The following is a 19941-nucleotide window of genomic DNA, read 5'->3' on the forward strand; positions in this document are numbered from 1 at the left end:
GTGATCGGCATGGCCCACCGTGGCCGCCTGAACGTGCTGGTGAACACCCTGGGCAAGATGCCCAAGGACCTGTTTGCCGAGTTCGACCACACCGCGCCTGAAGATCTGCCTGCGGGCGACGTGAAATACCACCAGGGTTTCAGCTCGGACGTGACCACCGCAGGCGGCCCCGTGCACCTGTCGCTGGCCTTCAACCCGTCGCACCTGGAAATCGTGAACCCCGTGGTCGAAGGCTCGGTGCGCTCGCGCATGGACCGCCGCAACGATCCTCAGGGCAAGCAAGTGCTGCCCGTGCTGGTGCACGGTGACGCGGCCTTTGCTGGCCAGGGCGTGAACCAGGAAACCCTGGCGCTGTCCGAAACCCGTGGCTACACCACGGGCGGCACGGTGCACATCATCATCAACAACCAGATCGGTTTTACCACCTCCGATCCACGCGACCTGCGTTCGACCACGTATTGCACCGACATCGTCAAGATGATCGAGTCGCCCGTGCTGCACGTCAACGGTGATGATCCGGAAGAAGTGGCGCTGGCCATGCAGATGGCTTTGGATTTCCGCATGGAGTTCTCCAAGGACGTCGTGGTGGACATCATCTGCTACCGCAAACTGGGCCACAACGAGCAGGACACCCCAGCGCTGACCCAGCCGCTGATGTACAAGAAGATTGCACAGCACCCCGGCACGCGCAAGCTGTATGCCGACAAGCTGGGCACGCAAGGCCTGGGCGAGACCCTGGGCGACGACATGGTCAAGGCCTACCGCGCTGCCATGGATGCGGGCAAGCACACCGTCGATCCGGTGCTGACCAACTTCAAGAGCCAGTACGCCGTGGATTGGAGCCCCTTCCTGCACAAGAAGTGGACCGACGCTGCAGACACCGCCATTCCTCTGGCCGAGTGGAAGCGTCTGGCCGAGCGCGTGACGACCCTGCCTGAGTCGGTCAACCCGCACCAACTGGTCAAGAAGGTGTACGACGACCGCGCCGCCATGGGCCGTGGCGACATCAATGTGGACTGGGGCATGGGTGAAACCATGGCCTACGCTTCGCTGGTGGCCTCCGGCTATCCGATCCGCCTGTCCGGCGAGGACAGCGGCCGCGGCACCTTCACCCATCGCCACTCGGTCGTGCACGACCAAAAGCGCGAAAAGTGGGACGAAGGCACCTACATCCCTCTGCAGAACGTGGCTGACAGCCAGGCTCCGTTCACGGTCATCGACTCCATCCTGTCGGAAGAGGCAGTGCTGGGCTTCGAATATGGCTACGCCTCAAACGACCCCAACACCCTGGTGATCTGGGAAGCGCAGTTCGGCGACTTTGCCAACGGCGCGCAGGTGGTGATCGACCAGTTCATCGCCTCTGGTGAAGTGAAGTGGGGCCGCGTCAACGGCATCACGCTGATGCTGCCGCACGGCTACGAAGGCCAGGGCCCCGAGCACAGCTCGGCCCGCCTGGAGCGCTTCATGCAACTGTCGGCTGACCAAAACATGCAAGTGACCCAGCCGACCACGGCTGCGCAGATCTTCCATTTGCTGCGTCGCCAGATGGTGCGTCCGCTGCGCAAGCCGCTGATCATCATGACGCCCAAGTCGCTGCTGCGTAACAAGGACGCGACTTCGCCCGTGTCCGAGTTCACCTCCGGAGGCTTCCAGACCGTCATCGGTGAGCGCGACGAGGCCATCGTTGCCAAGGCCGACAAGGTCAAGCGCGTGATCGCCTGCTCGGGCAAGGTGTACTATGACCTGGTCAAGAAGCGTGCCGAAGACGGTGCTTCCGACGTGGCCATCATCCGCGTGGAGCAGCTGTATCCATTCCCGCACAAGGCCTTCGCTGCCGAGCTCAAGAAGTTCGGCAACGCCAAGGAAATCGTGTGGTGCCAGGACGAGCCGCAAAACCAGGGTGCATGGTTCTTCGTGCAGCACTACATCCACGAAAACATGCTCGACGGCCAGAAGCTGGGCTACTCGGGCCGTGCCGCCTCGGCATCGCCTGCCGTCGGTTATTCGCACCTGCACCAGGAGCAGCAGAAGGCTCTGGTGGAAGGCGCATTTGCCAAACTCAAGGGTTTCGTGCTGACCAAGTAAGCACTCAGACAGCTCTTATCAACGAACACAGAAAGAATTCTTATGGCAATCGTAGAAGTCAAAGTTCCTCAGCTGTCCGAGTCGGTCGCTGAAGCCACCATGTTGAACTGGAAGAAGAAGGCTGGCGAAGCTGTTGCAGTCGACGAAATCCTGATCGAGATCGAGACCGACAAGGTCGTTCTGGAAGTGCCAGCCCCGGCTGCTGGCGTCCTGACCGAGATCGTGCAGGGTGATGGCGCCACCGTGGTGGCCGACCAGCTGATCGCCAAGATCGACACCGAAGCCGTGGCCGGTGCTGCAGCAGCGCCTGCTGCCGCGCCTGCACAGGCCGCTGCCGCACCGGCGCCGGCTGCCGCAGCTCCGGCTGCCGCCACCGGTGGCAGCAAGGGTGATGTGGCCATGCCTGCAGCTGCCAAGCTGCTGGCCGACAACAACCTGCCCGTGGGAGCCGTTGCTGGCTCCGGCAAGGACGGCCGTGTCACCAAGGGTGATGTGCTGGCCGCCGTGGCCGGTGGCGTCAAGTCCACCGCCGCTGTGATTCCTACCGGCGTGCCTGCCAAGTCGCTGCCCCAGGTGGCATCGCCTGCAGGTTCTCAGGACCTGGGTGAGCGCCCAGAGCAGCGCGTGCCGATGAGCCGCCTGCGTGCCCGTATCGCCGAGCGCCTGCTGCAATCGCAGTCGACCAACGCGATCCTGACCACGTTCAACGAAGTGAACATGGCGCCCGTGATGGCGCTGCGCAAGAAGTTCCAGGACGACTTCACCAAGGAACACGGTGTCAAGCTGGGCTTCATGTCCTTCTTCGTGAAGGCCGCAGTGCACGCACTGAAGAAGTACCCCGTGCTGAACGCATCGGTCGATGGCACCGACATCATCTACCACGGCTACTTCGACATCGGTATCGCCGTGGGCTCGCCACGCGGCCTGGTGGTGCCAATCCTGCGCAATGCCGACCAGATGAGCTTTGCCGACATCGAAAAGAAGATTGCCGAATTCGGCAAGAAGGCGCAAGACGGCAAGCTGGGCATCGAAGACATGACCGGCGGTACCTTCTCCATCTCCAATGGCGGCACCTTCGGCTCGATGATGTCCACCCCCATCATCAACCCGCCTCAATCGGCCATCCTGGGCGTGCACGCCACCAAGGACCGCGCCGTGGTGGAAAACGGCCAGGTCGTGGTTCGCCCGATGAACTACTTCGCCATGTCGTACGACCACCGCATCATCGACGGCCGCGAAGCCGTGCTGGGCCTGGTGGCGATGAAGGATGCGCTGGAAGATCCATCGCGTCTGCTGTTCGACCTGTAATCAGGCAGACGGCTCGTCATGGCGCGTGTCTTGGTGATAGCGGCCTCTGCGCTGGTGCTTGCTGCATGCGGCACCACGCGTCCTGCCAAGGACGTGACTGCGCAGAGCTGGAGTGGGGATTACCGCTTCCAGTGGCAGGCCAATACCCAGGCCATGCGCCGTGGCGTGCCCGTGCCCGAAAAGGTGCAGATACGCCCGGTGACCGCCGTGTCCGTCAAGGATGTGCCGGGCGCCAGGCTGGACAATGGCCCGCAATGGGCCATTTCGTTTGTGGGCGAGGCGGGCAAGCCGCTGCCGCTCAGGCCTTTCAAGGCAGACGGCTACCGGGATTTTGGCTGGGAGCAGCAACGTGCCAGCGGGCAGATCGCCTGCCTCGAATCGGGCGCGTTCATGTTTCTGTGCCGCGTGCCTGCAGGGGCCACGATTTCATTCGGCCGTTCGGACGATGAGCAACTGACAAGCAAGACGGGCCTGTTTGGTGTGATCCTGCACCAGGGCAGTTTTGAACTAACACCATTGGAATAATCATGAGCAAGCAATTTGATGTCGTCGTGATCGGCGGTGGCCCTGGCGGCTACGTAGCAGCCATCCGTGCAGCGCAACTGGGCATGGCTGTGGCCTGTATCGACGAGTGGAAGAACGCCGCAGGCGGCCCCGCTCTGGGCGGCACCTGCACCAACGTAGGCTGCATTCCTTCGAAGGCGCTGCTGCAGTCGTCGGAATACTTCGAACACGCCACGCACAGCTTTGCCGACCACGGCATCTCCACCGGCAAGGTGGCCATGGACGTGGCCAAGATGATCGCCCGCAAGGATGGCGTGGTCAAGCAGAACAACGATGGCATCCAGTACCTGTTCAAGAAGAACAAGGTCACCTTCTTCCACGGCCGCGGCTCCTTTGTGAAGGCGGTCGATGGCGGCTACGAGATCAAGGTGGCTGGCAAGGAAGAAGAATCCATCACCGGCAAGCAGATCATCGTTGCCACGGGCTCCAACGCCCGCGCGCTGCCTGGCGTGCCATTTGACGAAGACAAGATCCTGTCGAACGACGGCGCGCTGCGCCTGGGCGCCACGCCCAAGAAGCTGGGCCTGATCGGCGCTGGCGTGATCGGTCTGGAAATGGGTTCGGTCTGGCGCCGCCTGGGCACCGAAGTGACGGTGCTCGAAGGCATGGACAAGTTCCTGCCTGTGGTGGACGAGCAGATCGCCAAGGAAGCGAAGAAGGCATTTGACAAGCAGGGCCTCAAGATCGAACTGGGCGTGAAGGTTGGCGAGATCAAGACCGACAAGAAGGGCGTGAACATCAGCTACACCAACGCCAAGGGCGAAGCCCAGCAGCTGGAAGTGGACAAGCTGATCGTGTCGATCGGCCGCGTGGCCAACACCATTGGCCTCAACCCCGAAGCCGTGGGCCTCAAGCTCGACGAGCGCGGTGCGATTGTGGTCGATGACGACTGCAAGACCAACCTGCCAGGCGTGTGGGCGGTGGGCGATGTGGTGCGCGGCCCGATGCTGGCGCACAAGGCCGAGGAAGAGGGCGTTGCCGTGGCCGAGCGTATCGCCGGCCAGCATGGCCACGTGAACTTTGCCACGCTGCCATCGGTGATCTACACCAGCCCCGAAGTGGCATGGGTCGGTCGCACCGAGCAGCAGCTCAAGGCCGACGGCGTGGCATACAAGGCCGGCACCTTCCCATTCCTGGCCAATGGCCGTGCCCGCGCTCTGGGCGACACGACCGGTATGGTCAAGTTCCTGGCCGATGCCACGACGGACGAAATCCTGGGTGTGCATATGGTGGGCCCGATGGTGTCTGAGCTGATCTCCGAAGCCGTGGTGGCGATGGAGTTCAAGGCATCGAGCGAAGACATCGCCCGTATCTGCCACGCTCACCCATCACTGTCGGAGTCGACCAAGGAAGCGGCCTTGGCTGTGGACAAGCGCACCTTGAATTTCTGATCCCGACTTTCGACCTGGCGATGGCTTTTCGAGCATCGCCCGGCGAAAGCGTGGAAACACCAGAAGTTTGAAGAAAAATAGCCTCTACCGCTCGCTCAATGCGCGGTAGAGGCTATGTAATTTATAGCAATAGAGACTGAGACACCCATGGGCACCGCGGTAAGAGAAGCATACGAGGCCGAGATTGCGGCCAAAGGTTTTCACAGCGATCCGGCGCAACTGCGCGCGGTCGATGCCTTGCAGCGCTGCGCCGATGAATGGGAGCAGTACAAGAACAAGCGCTCCAATGCGCTCAAGAAGCTGATCAACCACCCCGATGTTCCCAAGGGCGTCTACATGTATGGCGGTGTGGGCCGGGGCAAGAGCTTTTTGATGGATTGCTTCTTCAACGCTGTGCCCATCCGGCGCAAGGTGCGGCTGCACTTCCATGAGTTCATGCGCGAGGTGCAGCGTGAGCTCACCCTGCTCAAGGGCACGCAGGATCCGCTGGATGTTCTGGGCGCGCAGATTGCCAAGAAATACAAGCTGATCTGCTTTGATGAGTTTCACGTGGCGGATATCACCGACGCGATGATCCTCTATCGCCTGCTGCTGGCGCTGTTCGACAACGGCGTAGGCTTTGTCACCACCTCCAATTTCAAGCCTGACGAGCTGTATCCCGACGGCCTGCACCGCGACCGCATCCTGCCTGCGATCGATCTGCTCAACGCGCGCATGGAAATCGTCAATGTGGACAACGGCACCGACTACCGCCGCCGTACCCTGGAGAAGGTCACCCTCTACCACTGCCCGCTGGGCCCGGAGGCTGACCAAGCCATGCAGGAGGCATTCAACCAGCTGGCCGAAGTGCCGGACGAGAAGCCGGTGTTCAAGATCGAATCCCGCGAGCTGCGCCCGCTGCGCCGTGCCGGTGGCGTGATCTGGTTCGATTTTCATGAGCTGTGCGTGAACCCGCGCTCGCAAAACGACTATCTGGAGCTGGCAAGCCAGTTCCACACGGTTTTGCTGTCCAATGTGCCCTATATGCCAGTCAACATGGCTTCGCCTGCGCGGCGTTTTACCTGGCTGGTGGATGTGCTGTATGACCGCCGCGTCAAGCTCATCCTGTCGGCTGCAGTGCCGCCCGAACAGCTGTATACCGAAGGGCCGCTGGTGCACGAGTTTCCGCGGACGGTCTCGCGCCTCAATGAAATGCAGTCGCAGGAATACCTGTCGCTGGAGCGGCGCGTGGTGGACACGGCCCTGACCTGAAAGTGCAAACGATGAACGCAAGCTTGAAACTGCTCGGTGCTGTATTGCTGGTTGCCTGCTCTGTGGGGGTGGCCCAGGCCGCAGAAACGGATGCTGCCGAGCGTCAGGCTGCGCGTGCGGAAATATCCAGGGAGCGCGCAGCCAACGACAAACAGCTCGCAGACAATGAAAAGATCTGCTACCAACATTTCGCAGTCACCGATTGCCTGAAAAAGGTGCGGGCCGAGGCCAACCACCGTGACCGTGAACTGCGTCAGCGCGAGTTGGTCATCAATGCCGACGAGCGGGCCGAGCGCACCGCCAAACAGCGTAGCGCCCGCCAAAAGAAGCAGGCCGAGTTTGATACCAAGCACCGCAACGACGGTGCCGATAGCGGCGCCTTGAACAAGGAAGACTTGGAGCAACGCCAGCGCGAACACGAAGCGCAGGCGGCAGGCCGCAGCAAGAAGCCCGCCCGCAGCCCGCAGGAAATTGAAGCGGAGCAGCAGCGCCGCCAGCATGACGCGGCGCAGCGTGCCGCGCAGCATGAGCAAAAGCTCGGCAGCAAGCAGCGGACCCAGCAGCGCCGCGCCGCCGAGGAGGGCGACAACGTGGAAAAAGCCCGCGAAGACTACGACGCCAAGCAGCAGGACGCTGCCAAGCGCCAGGCAGAGCATGCACGGCGCATGCAGGAGCAAGGCAAGTCGCGCAAGGCAGCACCGCTGCCGGTACCGGAGTGATCCGCTTTTTTGGACAGATGATGGTGGTGCCACACTGAAGGCGTGCCTGCACCGTGAAGCCGGTGGCGGCAAAAAACACCGCTGTTTCCGCTCTGCCGGGCTCCATGATGTGGAATAGCCCCAAACCCTATAATGAAAGATTCGCGCCCGCAACGCAGCCAGTGAGGCTGCAAGGCAGGTGCCACCACCGCTGCAAACCATGAGTACACCCACTTTTTCCGTCGCGGAAATCCGCAAGACCTTCCTGGACTTCTTCGCTTCCAAGGGGCACACCATTGTTCCGTCGAGCCCGCTGGTGCCGGGCAACGATCCTACGCTGATGTTCACCAACTCCGGCATGGTGCAGTTCAAGGACGTGTTCCTGGGCACGGACAAGCGCCCCTACAACCGCGCCACCAGTGTGCAGACCTGCCTGCGTGCGGGCGGCAAGCACAATGACCTGGAAAATGTGGGCTACACCGCGCGCCACCACACCTTCTTCGAGATGCTGGGCAACTGGTCGTTCGGTGACTACTTCAAGCGCGAATCGCTCAAATGGGCGTGGGAGCTGCTGACCACCGTTTACAAGCTGCCCCCGGAAAAGCTGCTGGCCACCGTCTACGAAGAGGATGACGAGGCCTACGACATCTGGACCAAGGAAATCGGCCTGCCACCCGAGCGCGTGATCCGCATTGGCGACAACAAGGGTGGCCGCTACAAGAGCGACAACTTCTGGATGATGGCCGACACCGGCCCTTGCGGCCCTTGCTCGGAGATCTTCTACGACCATGGCCCGCACATTGCCGGCGGCCCTCCAGGCTCGCCCGATGAAGACGGCGATCGCTTCATCGAAATCTGGAACAACGTGTTCATGCAGTTCGACATGGCAGAAGACGGCTCGGTCAAACCGCTGCCTGCGCCTTGCGTCGACACCGGCATGGGCCTGGAGCGTCTGGCGGCCATTCTGCAGCATGTGCACAGCAACTACGAGATCGACCTGTTCCAGGCGCTCATCAAGGCTGCGGCCCGCGAAACGCACACTGCCGATCTGGACAATCCTTCGCTGAAGGTGATTGCCGACCACATCCGCGCCACGGCCTTCCTGGTGGCCGACGGCGTGATTCCATCGAACGAAGGCCGGGGCTACGTGCAACGCCGCATTGTGCGCCGCGCCATCCGCCACGGCTACAAGCTGGGCCAGAAGACGCCGTTCTTCCACAAGCTGGTCAAGGATCTGGTTGCCGTGATGGGCGATGCCTATCCCAAGATCCGCGAGCAGGAAGCGCGCATCACCGATGTGCTGAAGGTGGAAGAAGAGCGCTTTTTCGAGACGCTCGCCAATGGCATGGAAATTCTGGACAGCGCGCTGGCCGGTGGCGCCAAGGTGCTGCCCGGTGATGTGGCTTTCAAGCTGCACGACACCTACGGCTTCCCGCTGGACCTGTCCAACGACGTGGCGCGCGAGCGCGGCGTGACGGTGGACGAGGCTGGCTTCAATGCCGCCATGGAGCAGCAGAAGAACCAAGCCCGCGCCGCAGGCAAGTTCAAGATGGACCGCGCGCTGGAGTATACCGGTACGGCCAACACCTTCACCGGCTACGACAAGCTGGCAGAGGCTGCAAAAATCGTAGCGCTGTACGTAGACGGTACGAGCGCTGACGAGCTGAAGGCGGGTCAGAGTGGTGTAGTGGTTCTGGATACGACGCCGTTCTATGCCGAATCCGGTGGCCAGGTCGGAGACCAGGGTGTGATCGCTGCAGGTGACAACCGTTTTGGCGTGGAAGACACGCTCAAGATCAAGGCCGATGTATTCGGCCACCACGGCGTGCTCGAATCCGGCAGCCTCAAGGTGGGCGATGCGGTCGAGGCGCAGGTGAATACCGCTGTGCGCGCTGCCACCATGCGCAACCACTCCGTCACCCACATCATGCACAAGGCCTTGCGCGAAGTGCTGGGCGACCACGTGCAGCAAAAGGGCAGCCTGGTGAATGCCGAGCGTACCCGCTTTGACTTTGCCCACAACAGCCCGGTCACCGATGCGCAAAAGCGCGAGATCGAAAAGCGCGTGAACGCCGAAATCCTGGCCAACACGGCTACCGATGCCCGCGTGATGGACATCGAAAGTGCGCAGAAGACCGGTGCCATGATGCTGTTTGGCGAAAAGTACGGCGAAACCGTGCGCGTGCTCGACATCGGAACCAGCCGTGAACTGTGCGGCGGCACCCACGTGCACCGTACTGGCGACATCGGCCTCTTCAAGGTTGTGGCCGAAGGCGGTGTGGCTGCAGGCGTGCGCCGTATCGAAGCCGTGACCGGTGAGAACGCACTGGCCTATCTGCAGTCGCTCGAATCGACCGTGGACGAAGCGGCCGCGACTCTGAAGGCGCCTGTGGCGGAGCTGAACCACCGCATTGGCGGCGCGCTTGACCAGATCAAGGCGCTGGAGAAGGAACTGGCCCAGCTCAAGGGCAAGCTCGCTTCCAGCCAGGGCGATGAACTCGCTGGCCAGGCGGTGGATGTCAAGGGCATCAAGGTGCTCGCTGCAACGCTGGAAGGCGCGGATGCCAAGACCCTGCGAGACACCATGGACAAGCTCAAGGACAAGCTGGGTACCGCTGCCATCGTGCTGGCCGCCGTGGACGGCGACAAGGTGCAGTTGGCTGCGGGTGTGACCAAGGACAGCATCGGCAAGATCAAGGCTGGCGAACTGGTGAACTTTGTGGCCCAGCAAGTGGGTGGCAAGGGTGGTGGCAAGCCCGACATGGCCATGGCCGGTGGCACCGACGCATCAGCCCTGCCCCAGGCGCTGGCTGGCGTGCAAGCCTGGGTGGCAGAACGCGCCTGAGTCTGCGGTTTTTCCGCCTGAAAACCTCCTGCCTTGCAGGAGGTTTTTTTATGCCTGAGAAGAGGGCGGCCCCCCCAGGTATGGGCCCTGCACACGTCTTGGATGGCATGGCAGCCATCACCGAATCCGCCAACCGTAAGGCAGAACATCCTCCCCCCAAGCAATCTTCTCCAGCGGCTGGCGTGCGATATAGGGGGACGCCTGCCTCGACCCGTACCGGTACATGGCTGAAGGTTTCGGGTCTAAAGAGAGGGTACATGCCTCAAATTGGTATTACCAATATAAATACATCACAAAGGGTAAACCCTATTATTTAGCATTTTATCGATCCATATAATTCATTTTTCTCTCAATTGATTAAAATTGGTCATACCAATTTGGTGACATACCAGTGGGACGGCAACAGCTGGCCGCAGGGCTTGCTGCATACAAAACCTTTAGAAAATTGCGCGTGCTCCTGCTCAGTGAAGGAGATGGCAGCGCATATCAGGAGATCGAAACAATGCAGGAAATCTGGTCGCAGAACTACGACCCGGCGGGCAATATCTGGGTGTCCGCGCTGGTGGCGTTGATACCCATCATCTTTTTCTTCATCGCACTGACGAAGCTGCGCCTCAAGGGCTATGTGGCGGGAACTATCACGGTGGTTTTAGCGCTCGCGGTGGCGCTGCTGTTCTACAGGATGCCTGTGGCCAATGCCCTGGCGTCGGGGGTGTATGGCTTCTTCTACGGCCTATGGCCCATTGCCTGGATCATTGTGGCGGCCGTGTTTCTGTACAAGGTGTCGGTCAAGACCGGTCAGTTCGACATCATCCGTGCTTCGATCCTGTCGGTGACCGAAGACCAGCGCCTGCAGCTCATTCTGGTGGGTTTCTGCTTTGGCGCCTTTCTGGAGGGCGCTGCGGGCTTTGGCGCCCCTGTGGCGATCACGGCGGCGCTGCTGGTGGGCCTGGGCTTCAAGCCGCTGTATGCCGCTGGCCTGTGCCTGATCGGCAATACCGCTCCGGTTGCCTTTGGCGCCATGGGCATTCCCATCATCGTGGCCGGGCAGGTGTCGGGTGTGGATGCCATGGCCATCAGCCAGATGGCCGGGCGCCAGCTGCCATTCATGACCATCATCGTGCTGTTCTGGCTGATGGCCATCATGGACGGCTGGCGCGGCATCAAGGAAACCTGGCCCGCCGTGCTGGTCGGGGGCGGTAGCTTCGCGCTGGGTCAGTTTCTCACCGCCAACTACATCGGGCCGGAGCTGCCGGACATCACCTCGGCCATTCTGGCGCTGGTGGTGCTCACCGCCTTCCTCCGGTTCTGGCAACCCAAGCGCATCTTCCGCTTTGCGCCGGAGCCCGGCGCGGCTGCCGAAGCGGGCGTCAAGCCGGCTGCATCCGTACCGGCCACGTTGACCGCCGGTGTGGTGCTCAAGGCCTGGTCGCCTTTCATCATCCTCACGGCGATGGTGACCGTCTGGAGCATCAAGCCCTTCAAGGCCTTGTTTGTCCAGGGCGCGGCATTGGCAGGCACGGTGCTGAACGTTCCTGTGCCCCTGCTGCACAATGTCGTGCAGAAGGTGCCGCCCGTGGTGGCAGCCTCCAGCCCCTATGGCGCGGTGTATTCCTTCAACTGGCTGTCGGCCACTGGCACGGCCATTCTGATTGCAGCCGTGCTGAGCATTCTGTTCCTGCGCCTCAAGCCTTCCGTAGCTGCCAAAACCCTGGCGGAGACCTTCAAGGAACTGGCCCTGCCCATCTACTCCATCGGCATGGTGCTGGCCTTTGCATTCATCGCCAACTATTCGGGCCTGTCCACCACCCTGGCCCTGGCGCTGGCGCATACGGGCAAGGCCTTTGCATTCTTCTCGCCCTTCCTCGGGTGGCTGGGTGTGTTCCTCACCGGATCGGACACCTCGGCCAATGCCCTGTTCGGCGCGCTGCAGGCCACGACGGCTGCGCAGCTGGGCTTGCCGGAAGTGCTGGCCGTCACTGCCAATACCACCGGCGGCGTGACAGGCAAGATGATCTCGCCCCAATCCATCGCCATTGCCTGCGCTGCGGTAGGCCTGGCGGGCCGGGAATCGGATCTGTTTCGCTTCACGGTCAAGCACAGCCTGGCGTTTCTGGTCATCATCGGAATCATTTGCACGTTGCAGGCGTATGTATTCCCTGGGATGATTCCCCACCCTTAACTTTTCTGAAAGCCGATGCCAGCCTTGCGCCTGTCCGACCGCGTTGCCCAGCAGGTGCTGGATCTGATCCAGTCCACCTCGCTGCAGCCGGGCTCCAAGCTGCCGACCGAACGCGTGCTGGCCGAGCAGCTGGGTGTTTCGCGCACGGCGCTGCGCGAAGCGATCCAGAAGCTCGGCAGCCGGGGTGTGCTGGAGAGCCGCGTGGGCGCGGGCACCTTTGTCTGCGCACCGGTGCAGCAATGGCATGAGCAGGCGATTGCACCGCTGGTGCCATTGCTGCGCGATGACCCGCAGTACCGCTACGACGTGCTCGAAGCGCGGCAGATGATCGAAATCGGCAGCGCATGGCACGCCGCGCAGCGCGCGACGGAGAAGGACAAGGACCACATCCGCCGCTGTTTCGACGAGATGCTGCGCCACCAGCAAAGCCAGGATGCCGCCAACTCGGCGCGGGCCGATGCACAGTTCCATCTGGCGATTGCAGAGGCTTCGCACAACGTGGTGGTGGTGCAGGTGATGCGCAGCCTGTTCGAGATGGTGCTGGGCACCGTGGCCCAGAACCGCCGCGTGATGTTCGTGCACGACGACCCCAAGGTGCTGGAGCGCCTGACCCTGCAGCACCACGATCTGATGCAGGCGGTGATCAGCGGAGAGCCCGAGCAGGCCAGGGCCATCATTGGCGAGCACCTCGCCTACGTTCACGAAAAACTAACCCAGGCCGATGCCGATGCCGCGCGCGTGCAGCGGCAAGGCCGGCTCACCACGACAGGATTGACATTCTCATGATCATCTCCTCCACCACGGATTACCGCGCAGCGGCGCAAAAGCGCCTGCCACCCTTTCTGTTCCATTACCTCGACGGCGGCGCCTATGCCGAGAAGACGCTCGCCCGCAACGTGGGCGATCTGGCCGATGTGGCGCTGCGCCAGCGTGTGCTCAAGGACATGAGCCAGCTCGACACCAGCATCGAGCTGTTTGGCGAGAAATTCTCCATCCCGGTGGCGCTGGCGCCCGTGGGCCTGACCGGCATGTTTGCCCGGCGCGGTGAGGTGCAGGCCGCCCAGGCTGCCGACAAGAAGGGCATTCCCTTCACCATGTCGAGCGTCTCCGTCTGCCCGATCGAGGAGGTGGCCCCGAAACTGGGCCGCCCGATGTGGTTTCAGCTCTATGTGCTCAAGGACCGGGGCTTCATGAAGAACGCCCTGGAGCGCGCGCAGGCGGCTGGCGTCTCCACCTTGGTGTTCACGGTGGACATGCCGGTGCCCGGCGCGCGTTACCGCGACGCGCATTCGGGCATGAGCGGCCCCAACGCCGCCATGCGCCGTTACCTGCAGGCCGTCACGCACCCGCAGTGGGCGCTGGATGTGGGGCTGCTGGGCCGCCCGCACACGCTCGGCAATATCTCCACCTACAAGGGCCAGAACGTCAGCCTGGAAGACTACATGGGCTACCTGGGGGCCAATTTCGACCCCTCGATTTCCTGGAGTGACCTGGAGTGGATCCGCGATTTCTGGAAAGGGCCGATGCTCATCAAAGGCATCCTCGACCCGGAGGACGCCAAGGACGCGGTGCGTTTCGGGGCCGACGGCATCATCGTCTCCAACCACGGCGGCCGCCAGCTCGACGGGGTGCTCTCGTCGGCCCGCGCGCTGCCGGCCATTGCCGATGCCGTCAAGGGGCAGATCAAGATCCTGGCCGATTCGGGAATCCGCAACGGGCTCGATATTGTGCGTCTGCTGGCCTTGGGTGCCGACTGCACCATGATCGGCCGCGCCTTCGTCTATGCACTGGCTGCCGACGGCGAGGCAGGTGTGACCCATTTGCTGAATCTCCTGGAGAAGGAGATGCGCGTGGCCATGACGCTCACCAGCGTCAAGAATGTGGCCGAGATCACCGGCGATCTGCTGGTGCGCGACGCCTGAATACAGCCCGCAGCTGAACATGGCGGTCATTGCTGAAGCACCAAATCATGGGGAAGGCTCTTGTAACAGGCGCTAACAGCTCCTGAAAAGGGAGTGAGTTTGCTTGATTACACTGGCGACGTCTGAAAGCCGAGCGAGGTACTATCGGCCCGCTCTGACAAAACCGGTGCTGTGCCTGCGCTAGCCTGTACATCGCCGGAATACACGGTACATACAAAGAGAGGAGAGTCCATGATTCATCAACGCATTCTGGCGGGCATTGCCCTGGCGCTGCTGGCGCTGGCGCCTGCCGCACAGGCCCAATACGGACGCAATGACGAGGTGACCTGCGAAAGCCAGGATGGTCGCACGCGGGAGTGCCGCACACCGTTCCGCAATCCGGTGGTGAGCGAGACCATTTCGAGCGCGCCTTGCATCGAAGGACGTACCTGGGGCAATGCAGGCGGGGGCAGGATCTGGGTGACCGATGGCTGCCGTGCACGCTTTGTCGACGGGCGCGGCGGCTGGCAGCCTCAGCCGCCCATGGGGGGCCAGGGAACGGTGCGCTGCGAAAGCCAGGACGGCCGCACGCGTGAATGCGCGGTGCCCCGTGGTGCGCGCATGGAAATTGCCCGCCAGCTGTCCGACACGCGCTGCGTCGAGGGTCGCAATTGGGGCGTGCGCGGTGGCAGCCTGTGGGTGACCGATGGCTGCCGTGCGGAATTCGTCGTGGCTGGCGGCTATGGGCAAGGCGGTTACGGGCAGGGCGGCGGCTACGGCTCTGGCCGCGATATCACCTGTGAAAGCAATGATCGCCGCGACAACAGCTGCAGCTGGAATGCCCGCTGGGGCCGTCCGCAACTGCTGGAGCAGCTCTCCGACGATTCCTGCCGCGAAGGCTATACCTGGGGCTACGACAGCCGTGCCGGCCGTATCTGGGTGACGCGCGGCTGCCGTGGGCGCTTCGGCAGTTGAGCGCTACAACATGAAGGGCGGCTTTCGGGCCGCCTTTTTTGTGGCCATTTGCTACAAAATAAGGAGTTGTTATGCATAGTGGGAGCGCTCTATTGGCTGGTTTTTACCAGTTCTGCATCTCTCCCTGTCCTTACCAGGGCGCAAGGTGGTGAAGGCAGCGATGTGCAGGCGCACTCAACAGCAAAAATCCGAGGGGTGACCAGATGCGGCTTGTCCCCTTCCTGCGCCCCGGCATCGCGGCTGCAGGGATAATGGCGGCCTATGTCATCCCCCAAAGTCTTGTTCGGCTTCCATGCCGTGGGCGTGCGCATGAAGACGGCGCCCAAATCCATCATTGAAGTCTATTTCGAGTCCACGCGCCGCGATGCACGCATGCGCCAGTTCCTCGAACGCGCCAAGGAGGCGGGGGTGCGCCTGATCGAGGCCGATGCCATGCGCATTGCCAAGCTGGCGGGCAGCCACGGGCACCAGGGGGTGGCCGCGCGGGTCGAGGAAATCAAGGACACCCGCACGCTCGACGAGCTGCTGGACGATCTGGAAGAGGCTGGCGTGGCATCGCCCCTGCTGCTGGTGCTCGATGGCGTGACCGATCCGCACAACCTGGGGGCCTGCCTGCGTGTGGCCGACGGCGCTGGCGCGCACGCCGTGATCGCCCCCAAGGACCATGCCGTCGGCATCAACGCCACCGTCGCCAAGGTGGCCAGCGGAGCGGCAGAGACCGTGCCGTATTTCATGGTGACCAACCTGGCGCGCACCCTCAAGGAGCTGAAGGAGCGCAACGTCTGGATCATTGGCACCAGCGACGATGCACCCAAGACCTTGTACCAGGTCGATCTGAAGGGCCCCGTGGCCCTGGTGCTGGGCGCCGAGGGCGACGGCATGCGCCAGTTGACGCGCAAGACCTGCGACGAGCTGATCGGCATCCCGATGATGGGCGCTGTATCGAGCCTGAACGTATCGGTGGCCAGTGGCGTGTGCCTGTATGAAGCGCTGCGCCAGCGCGGCGGCCAGTAACTCCAGCCGCTTGCCCGCCAGCCCGCTTTTCAGCGGGGTGCATCCATTTGCACGATGGGTGCAAAACCGCCAAAGAACATGCGTTTGGCATCAAACGGCATGTTCTCGGGCGTCACTTCCGCCAGTCGCGGATCGGCCATCACGGCGGCGTTGATCCGGTCGCGTTCTGCACGCGATGTGTAGACAATCCACGAGAAGCAGGCCACTTCGTCGTCCTTGAGCAGAACGGCCTTGGCAAACGAAGTGATTTCACCGGGCGGCACGTCGTCGCCCACGCATTCCCAGTATTGCAGCGCACCATGCTCCAGCCAGACGCGGCCTGCCTTTTCGGCAAGGGCCCGGTAGGCATCCAGGTTGGCGCGGGGCACGGGTAGAACAAATCCATCAACGTAGGGCATGGTGGCCTCCTATCTTCCTATCTATTTGCTGCGCATGACACTACAGCGTGGCAGCCAGCGCGGCCAACTGGTCGGCGCAGATGCCCCAGCCGGTGTGAAAGCCCATGGCTTCGTGCTGCTTGCGGGTCTCTTCGGTCCAGTGGCGGGCAATGGCGGTATAGCGGGTCTGGCGTCCGCCTTCGCCCTCGGGCTCGAAGGTGACGATAGCGGTCATGAATGGCTTTTCGGTGGGCACCCAACCGGTGGTGTAGGCATCGGTGAACACCAGCTTGCGCTCGGGAACGACTTCCAGGTACACCCCGGCGTTGGGGTATTCCTTGCCTTCCGGGTCGCGCATGACCACCAGGCTGCCGCCGCCCGGGCGCAGGTCAAGCTCGACCCGTGCAATGGTCCAGGGCTTGGGGACAAACCACTGTTTCATCAGTTCCGGGTCGGTCCAGCAGCGGTAGAGCGTGGCAGCAGGTGCGTCGATCAGGCGCGTCAGCACCAGGTCCTGGGGATGTGTGGTGGTCGTGGACATCAGAGGTTTCCTTGTTGCAGAGTGATGGAAGGATGTGTCAGTCAATGGGGGGCGATGACAGGGGTATCGGCGTCGGCGCGCACATCTGCACGCAGCATAGCGCCGCCCAGCACCGCCGCCAACAGGGCAAAAAAGGCACCAACCGCAAACGCGAGTTGGTAGCCACCATTCAACGCAGCGATGGCCTCGTGTCCGGTGGTGAGCAGCGACTGGCTGTGCGCCGCAGCAATGCTGGCCAGTACCGCCAGGCCCAGTGCCCCGCCCAGCATGAAGGCTGTATTGACAAGGCCCGAGGCGAGGCCTGCGTCCTCCGGCTCGACATCGTGCATGGCCGCCATCAGCATGGGGTTGAACGCGATGCCCGCACCCACGCCCAGCAGCACCATGCCGGGAAACACATGCACCCAGAAGTTGCCCGCCACCGGCGCGCGGGCAAACAGCAGCAGACCCAAGGCCGCCAGTGCAAGGCCTGCCACCAGCGGCGTGCGGATGCCAAAGCGCATCACCAGCTTGGCCGACCAGCCCAGCGACAGCGCCGCCATCACCAGATTGGCGGGCAGAAAGGCCAGGCCTACCTGCATGGGGGTGTAGCCCAACACCTGCTGCAGGTACAGCGCCGACATGAAGAACCAGGCAAACATGCCTGCCGACCAGAGGACGGCACAGATATTGGAGACCACGATGTTGCGCCGCCTGAACAAGCCCAGCGGCACCAGCGGGTGCGCCGTGCGCGATTCAATGGCCAAAAACGCAAGCATCAGCACGACCGACAGACCCAGGGTGACCAAGGTCTGCGGTGACGACCAGCCAGCCTCGTTGCCGCCAACCACGCCGTAGACGGCCAGCATGAGGGAGAGCGTGACGGTCACCGCCCCCGCCACATCGAGCCGCTGGCGGGTGGCCGAAGCGGGTGAGGGTGCCAGCAGGCGCAGGCTGGCCACATACACGGCTACGCCAATGGGGAGGTTGACCAGAAAGATCCAGTGCCAGCTCACGCTGGTCAACAGGCCGCCCAGCAGCACGCCAATGCTGCCGCCGCCTGCACAGACAAAGCCATACACCCCCATGGCGCGGGCGCGCTCGTTGGTTTCGCTGAACAGATTCATGATGAGCGACAGTGCCACGGCAGAAACCACGGCGCCGCCCAGGCCCTGAATGGCGCGGGCCGCCACCAGTACGCCCTTGCTCTGCGCGAGGCCGCACACCAGCGAGGCCAGGGTGAAAAAGGCCAGACCGGCCAGGAAGACGCGCCGGTGTCCGTACAGATCGCCCAAGCGCCCGCCCAGCAGCAGGCAACCGCCAAAAGTCAGCATGTAGGCGTTGACCACCCAGACCAGCTCGGTCTCGCCAAAACCCAGGTCGGTACGGATCGAGGGCAGGGCCACATTCACGATGGTGGAATCCAGCACGATCATCAGCTCGCCCAGGCACAGCACGACGAGGGCCAGCCAACGGTGGCGTGAGGAGGGAAGATGGGCGTCAGTCATGGGTGGGGTTCAGATGCGCAATCAGAGCGCCAGGACTTCGGCCGTCAGGCGATCCAGGTTCTGTTCATTGGCTGGTTCTACGATAGGCGCCAACTGCTGCGCCATTTCGGCGCTGTCCAATACCTGTACGAAATCCACCTTGGTGCCTGTCCCGTCGGCCTGTACCCGCAGCGTCAGTCGAAACAAGGGTTGCGCGATATGGCGCAGCACGAAGATTCCGGGTTGGCTGCCTTGAGGCGGATCGATGGTCTCGAACACGTTTTCGTTCGGATAGGTCTTGCCATCCGGGCTGTGCATGTCAAATACCCAGTGCCCACCGGGCCGCATGTCGCAGCGCTGCACGGTGTTGGTAAAGCCCGCAGGGCCCCACCACCGTGCCAGCCGCTCGGGCGAATGGATGGCGGCGAACACCTTCTCCGGCGTGGCCGCGATGTGGCGTGTACTGATGAAGGTATTGCCGTTGCGCTGAGTCATGGTTGTTTCCCGGTAGTTACATGGCCCGGCCATCATGGTGGTGCACGGGGATGGCGTTCAGGTCGATATTCTCGACACAGCACAGATTGATGGCGGCCATGGCCGTGCCATCAGGTGCCGTGCCTTCGCCAAAGGTGTGGATACCGCAGGTTGGGCAGAAATGGTGCGTGATCTTGTGCTTGTGGAACTGGTAGGTGGCATCCTGCAAGGGCTTGAGCAGGCGGAGCGACGTGCGGGGCGCGAACCACAACAGCGAGCCGCGCCGCTGGCAGATGGAGCAATTGCAGGCCAGAGCCTGCTGGATGTCACCTTCGAATTCAAACGCGGTCTGGCCGCAGTGGCAGCTGGCGGTATAGGGCATGGAAGAGCCGATGCAAAGGGGGTGAAGAGGGGTGAGACGCAACCGGAAGGCCGCCTGTGGCGATAAGGGCCATGGGGCAGCGGCAGCCAGGCAATCGCCTACTTCATGGAATGCAGGCCGATCATGTTGCCCTCGGTATCGAGGATGATGGCACAGTGGCCGTATTCGCCAATCGCAAACTTGCCCTGGTGAACCTTTCCGCCCGCCTTCTCGACCCGGGCTTGCTCCACGGCGCAATCGTCACACCCAAAGTACACCATGGTGCCGCCGCCTCCGGGTGAGACGCCGTCCATCTTGACCAGCGTGCCGCCAGCGCCGCCGGTGTTCATGTCATTGGGGAACGCCAGCATCTGCATGGCACTGGCGCCACTCGAAGGGGCTGGCAGCGGCTCCAGCCGGGTCTGGAATACTGCTTCGTAGAAGGCCTTGGCCCGTGCCATGTCACTGACATAGATCTCGAACCAGACGACGGGATTGGGTTTCATCA

At 62.5% G+C, this 19941-nt stretch carries 18 protein-coding genes; 12 read left to right on the forward strand and 6 right to left on the reverse strand.

Features of this window, described 5'->3' with window-relative positions; translation table 11 throughout:
* The 12 genes from ACH2DG_RS15105 to rlmB all read left to right on the forward strand — a co-directional run.
* Nucleotides 1-2085 (forward strand): 2-oxoglutarate dehydrogenase E1 component (locus ACH2DG_RS15105; RefSeq protein ID WP_395027141.1); only part of this gene is annotated, 2085 nt, incomplete at its 5' end.
* 42 nt (nt 2086-2127) lie between these two features.
* Nucleotides 2128-3393 (forward strand): 2-oxoglutarate dehydrogenase complex dihydrolipoyllysine-residue succinyltransferase, encoded by a 1266-nt coding sequence (odhB, locus tag ACH2DG_RS15110; protein WP_395027142.1) that lies wholly within the window; start codon nt 2128-2130, stop codon nt 3391-3393.
* A gap of 18 nt (nt 3394-3411) precedes the next feature.
* Nucleotides 3412-3918: a hypothetical protein gene (locus ACH2DG_RS15115; RefSeq protein WP_395027143.1), complete on the forward strand. Its 507-nt coding sequence runs from the start codon at nt 3412-3414 to the stop codon at nt 3916-3918.
* A 2-nt stretch (nt 3919-3920) separates the two neighbouring features.
* Complete coding sequence (gene lpdA / locus ACH2DG_RS15120) at nt 3921-5348, forward strand: dihydrolipoyl dehydrogenase (RefSeq protein ID WP_395027144.1); 1428 nt, start codon at nt 3921-3923, stop codon at nt 5346-5348.
* 147 nt (nt 5349-5495) lie between these two features.
* Complete coding sequence (gene zapE / locus ACH2DG_RS15125; RefSeq protein WP_395027145.1) at nt 5496-6599, forward strand: cell division protein ZapE; 1104 nt, start codon at nt 5496-5498, stop codon at nt 6597-6599.
* Nucleotides 6600-6610: 11 nt separating this feature from the next.
* A complete protein-coding gene (locus ACH2DG_RS15130; protein WP_395027147.1) occupies nt 6611-7318 on the forward strand; it encodes a hypothetical protein in 708 nt (235 codons plus the stop codon).
* A gap of 199 nt (nt 7319-7517) precedes the next feature.
* Nucleotides 7518-10142 (forward strand): alanine--tRNA ligase, encoded by a 2625-nt coding sequence (gene alaS, locus ACH2DG_RS15135; RefSeq protein ID WP_395027149.1) that lies wholly within the window; start codon nt 7518-7520, stop codon nt 10140-10142.
* A gap of 502 nt (nt 10143-10644) precedes the next feature.
* Entirely contained in the window at nt 10645-12324 is a 1680-nt protein-coding gene (lldP, locus tag ACH2DG_RS15140; protein WP_395027151.1) for an L-lactate permease, read from the forward strand.
* Between the two features lie 15 nt (nt 12325-12339).
* Nucleotides 12340-13110: a transcriptional regulator LldR gene (gene lldR / locus ACH2DG_RS15145; protein ID WP_395027152.1), complete on the forward strand. Its 771-nt coding sequence runs from the start codon at nt 12340-12342 to the stop codon at nt 13108-13110.
* Nucleotides 13107-14246 carry an FMN-dependent L-lactate dehydrogenase LldD gene (gene lldD / locus ACH2DG_RS15150; protein ID WP_395027153.1) on the forward strand — a complete coding sequence of 380 codons (1140 nt, stop codon included), beginning with the start codon at nt 13107-13109 and terminating at the stop codon, nt 14244-14246. The genes lldR and lldD overlap by 4 nt, the downstream gene beginning before the upstream one ends.
* A gap of 231 nt (nt 14247-14477) precedes the next feature.
* Nucleotides 14478-15200 carry a DUF3011 domain-containing protein gene (locus tag ACH2DG_RS15155; RefSeq protein ID WP_395027154.1) on the forward strand — a complete coding sequence of 241 codons (723 nt, stop codon included), beginning with the start codon at nt 14478-14480 and terminating at the stop codon, nt 15198-15200.
* 261 nt (nt 15201-15461) lie between these two features.
* Nucleotides 15462-16214, forward strand: coding sequence for a 23S rRNA (guanosine(2251)-2'-O)-methyltransferase RlmB (rlmB, locus tag ACH2DG_RS15160; protein ID WP_395027155.1), 753 nt, complete (start codon nt 15462-15464; stop codon nt 16212-16214).
* Nucleotides 16215-16243: 29 nt separating this feature from the next.
* Here the strand turns inward: rlmB and ACH2DG_RS15165 are convergent, their stop codons facing one another.
* From ACH2DG_RS15165 to ACH2DG_RS15190, 6 genes are all read right to left on the reverse strand, one after another.
* Nucleotides 16244-16612, reverse strand: coding sequence for a DUF1428 domain-containing protein (locus tag ACH2DG_RS15165; protein WP_184708595.1), 369 nt, complete (start codon nt 16610-16612; stop codon nt 16244-16246).
* Between the two features lie 40 nt (nt 16613-16652).
* Nucleotides 16653-17132 (reverse strand): SRPBCC family protein, encoded by a 480-nt coding sequence (locus ACH2DG_RS15170; RefSeq protein ID WP_395027156.1) that lies wholly within the window; start codon nt 17130-17132, stop codon nt 16653-16655.
* A gap of 41 nt (nt 17133-17173) precedes the next feature.
* Nucleotides 17174-18619, reverse strand: a complete 1446-nt coding sequence (locus tag ACH2DG_RS15175) for a DHA2 family efflux MFS transporter permease subunit (RefSeq protein WP_395027158.1) — start codon at nt 18617-18619, stop codon at nt 17174-17176.
* 21 nt (nt 18620-18640) lie between these two features.
* Entirely contained in the window at nt 18641-19093 is a 453-nt protein-coding gene (locus ACH2DG_RS15180) for an SRPBCC domain-containing protein (protein WP_395027159.1), read from the reverse strand.
* 16 nt (nt 19094-19109) lie between these two features.
* Entirely contained in the window at nt 19110-19454 is a 345-nt protein-coding gene (locus ACH2DG_RS15185) for a GFA family protein (protein ID WP_395027160.1), read from the reverse strand.
* 98 nt (nt 19455-19552) lie between these two features.
* Nucleotides 19553-19939 carry a VOC family protein gene (locus ACH2DG_RS15190; RefSeq protein WP_395027162.1) on the reverse strand — a complete coding sequence of 129 codons (387 nt, stop codon included), beginning with the start codon at nt 19937-19939 and terminating at the stop codon, nt 19553-19555.
* Nucleotides 19940-19941: the final 2 nt, after the last annotated feature.

Source organism: Comamonas odontotermitis, assembly GCF_040396735.1.
GTDB classification, from domain to species: domain Bacteria; phylum Pseudomonadota; class Gammaproteobacteria; order Burkholderiales; family Burkholderiaceae_C; genus Comamonas; species Comamonas odontotermitis_C.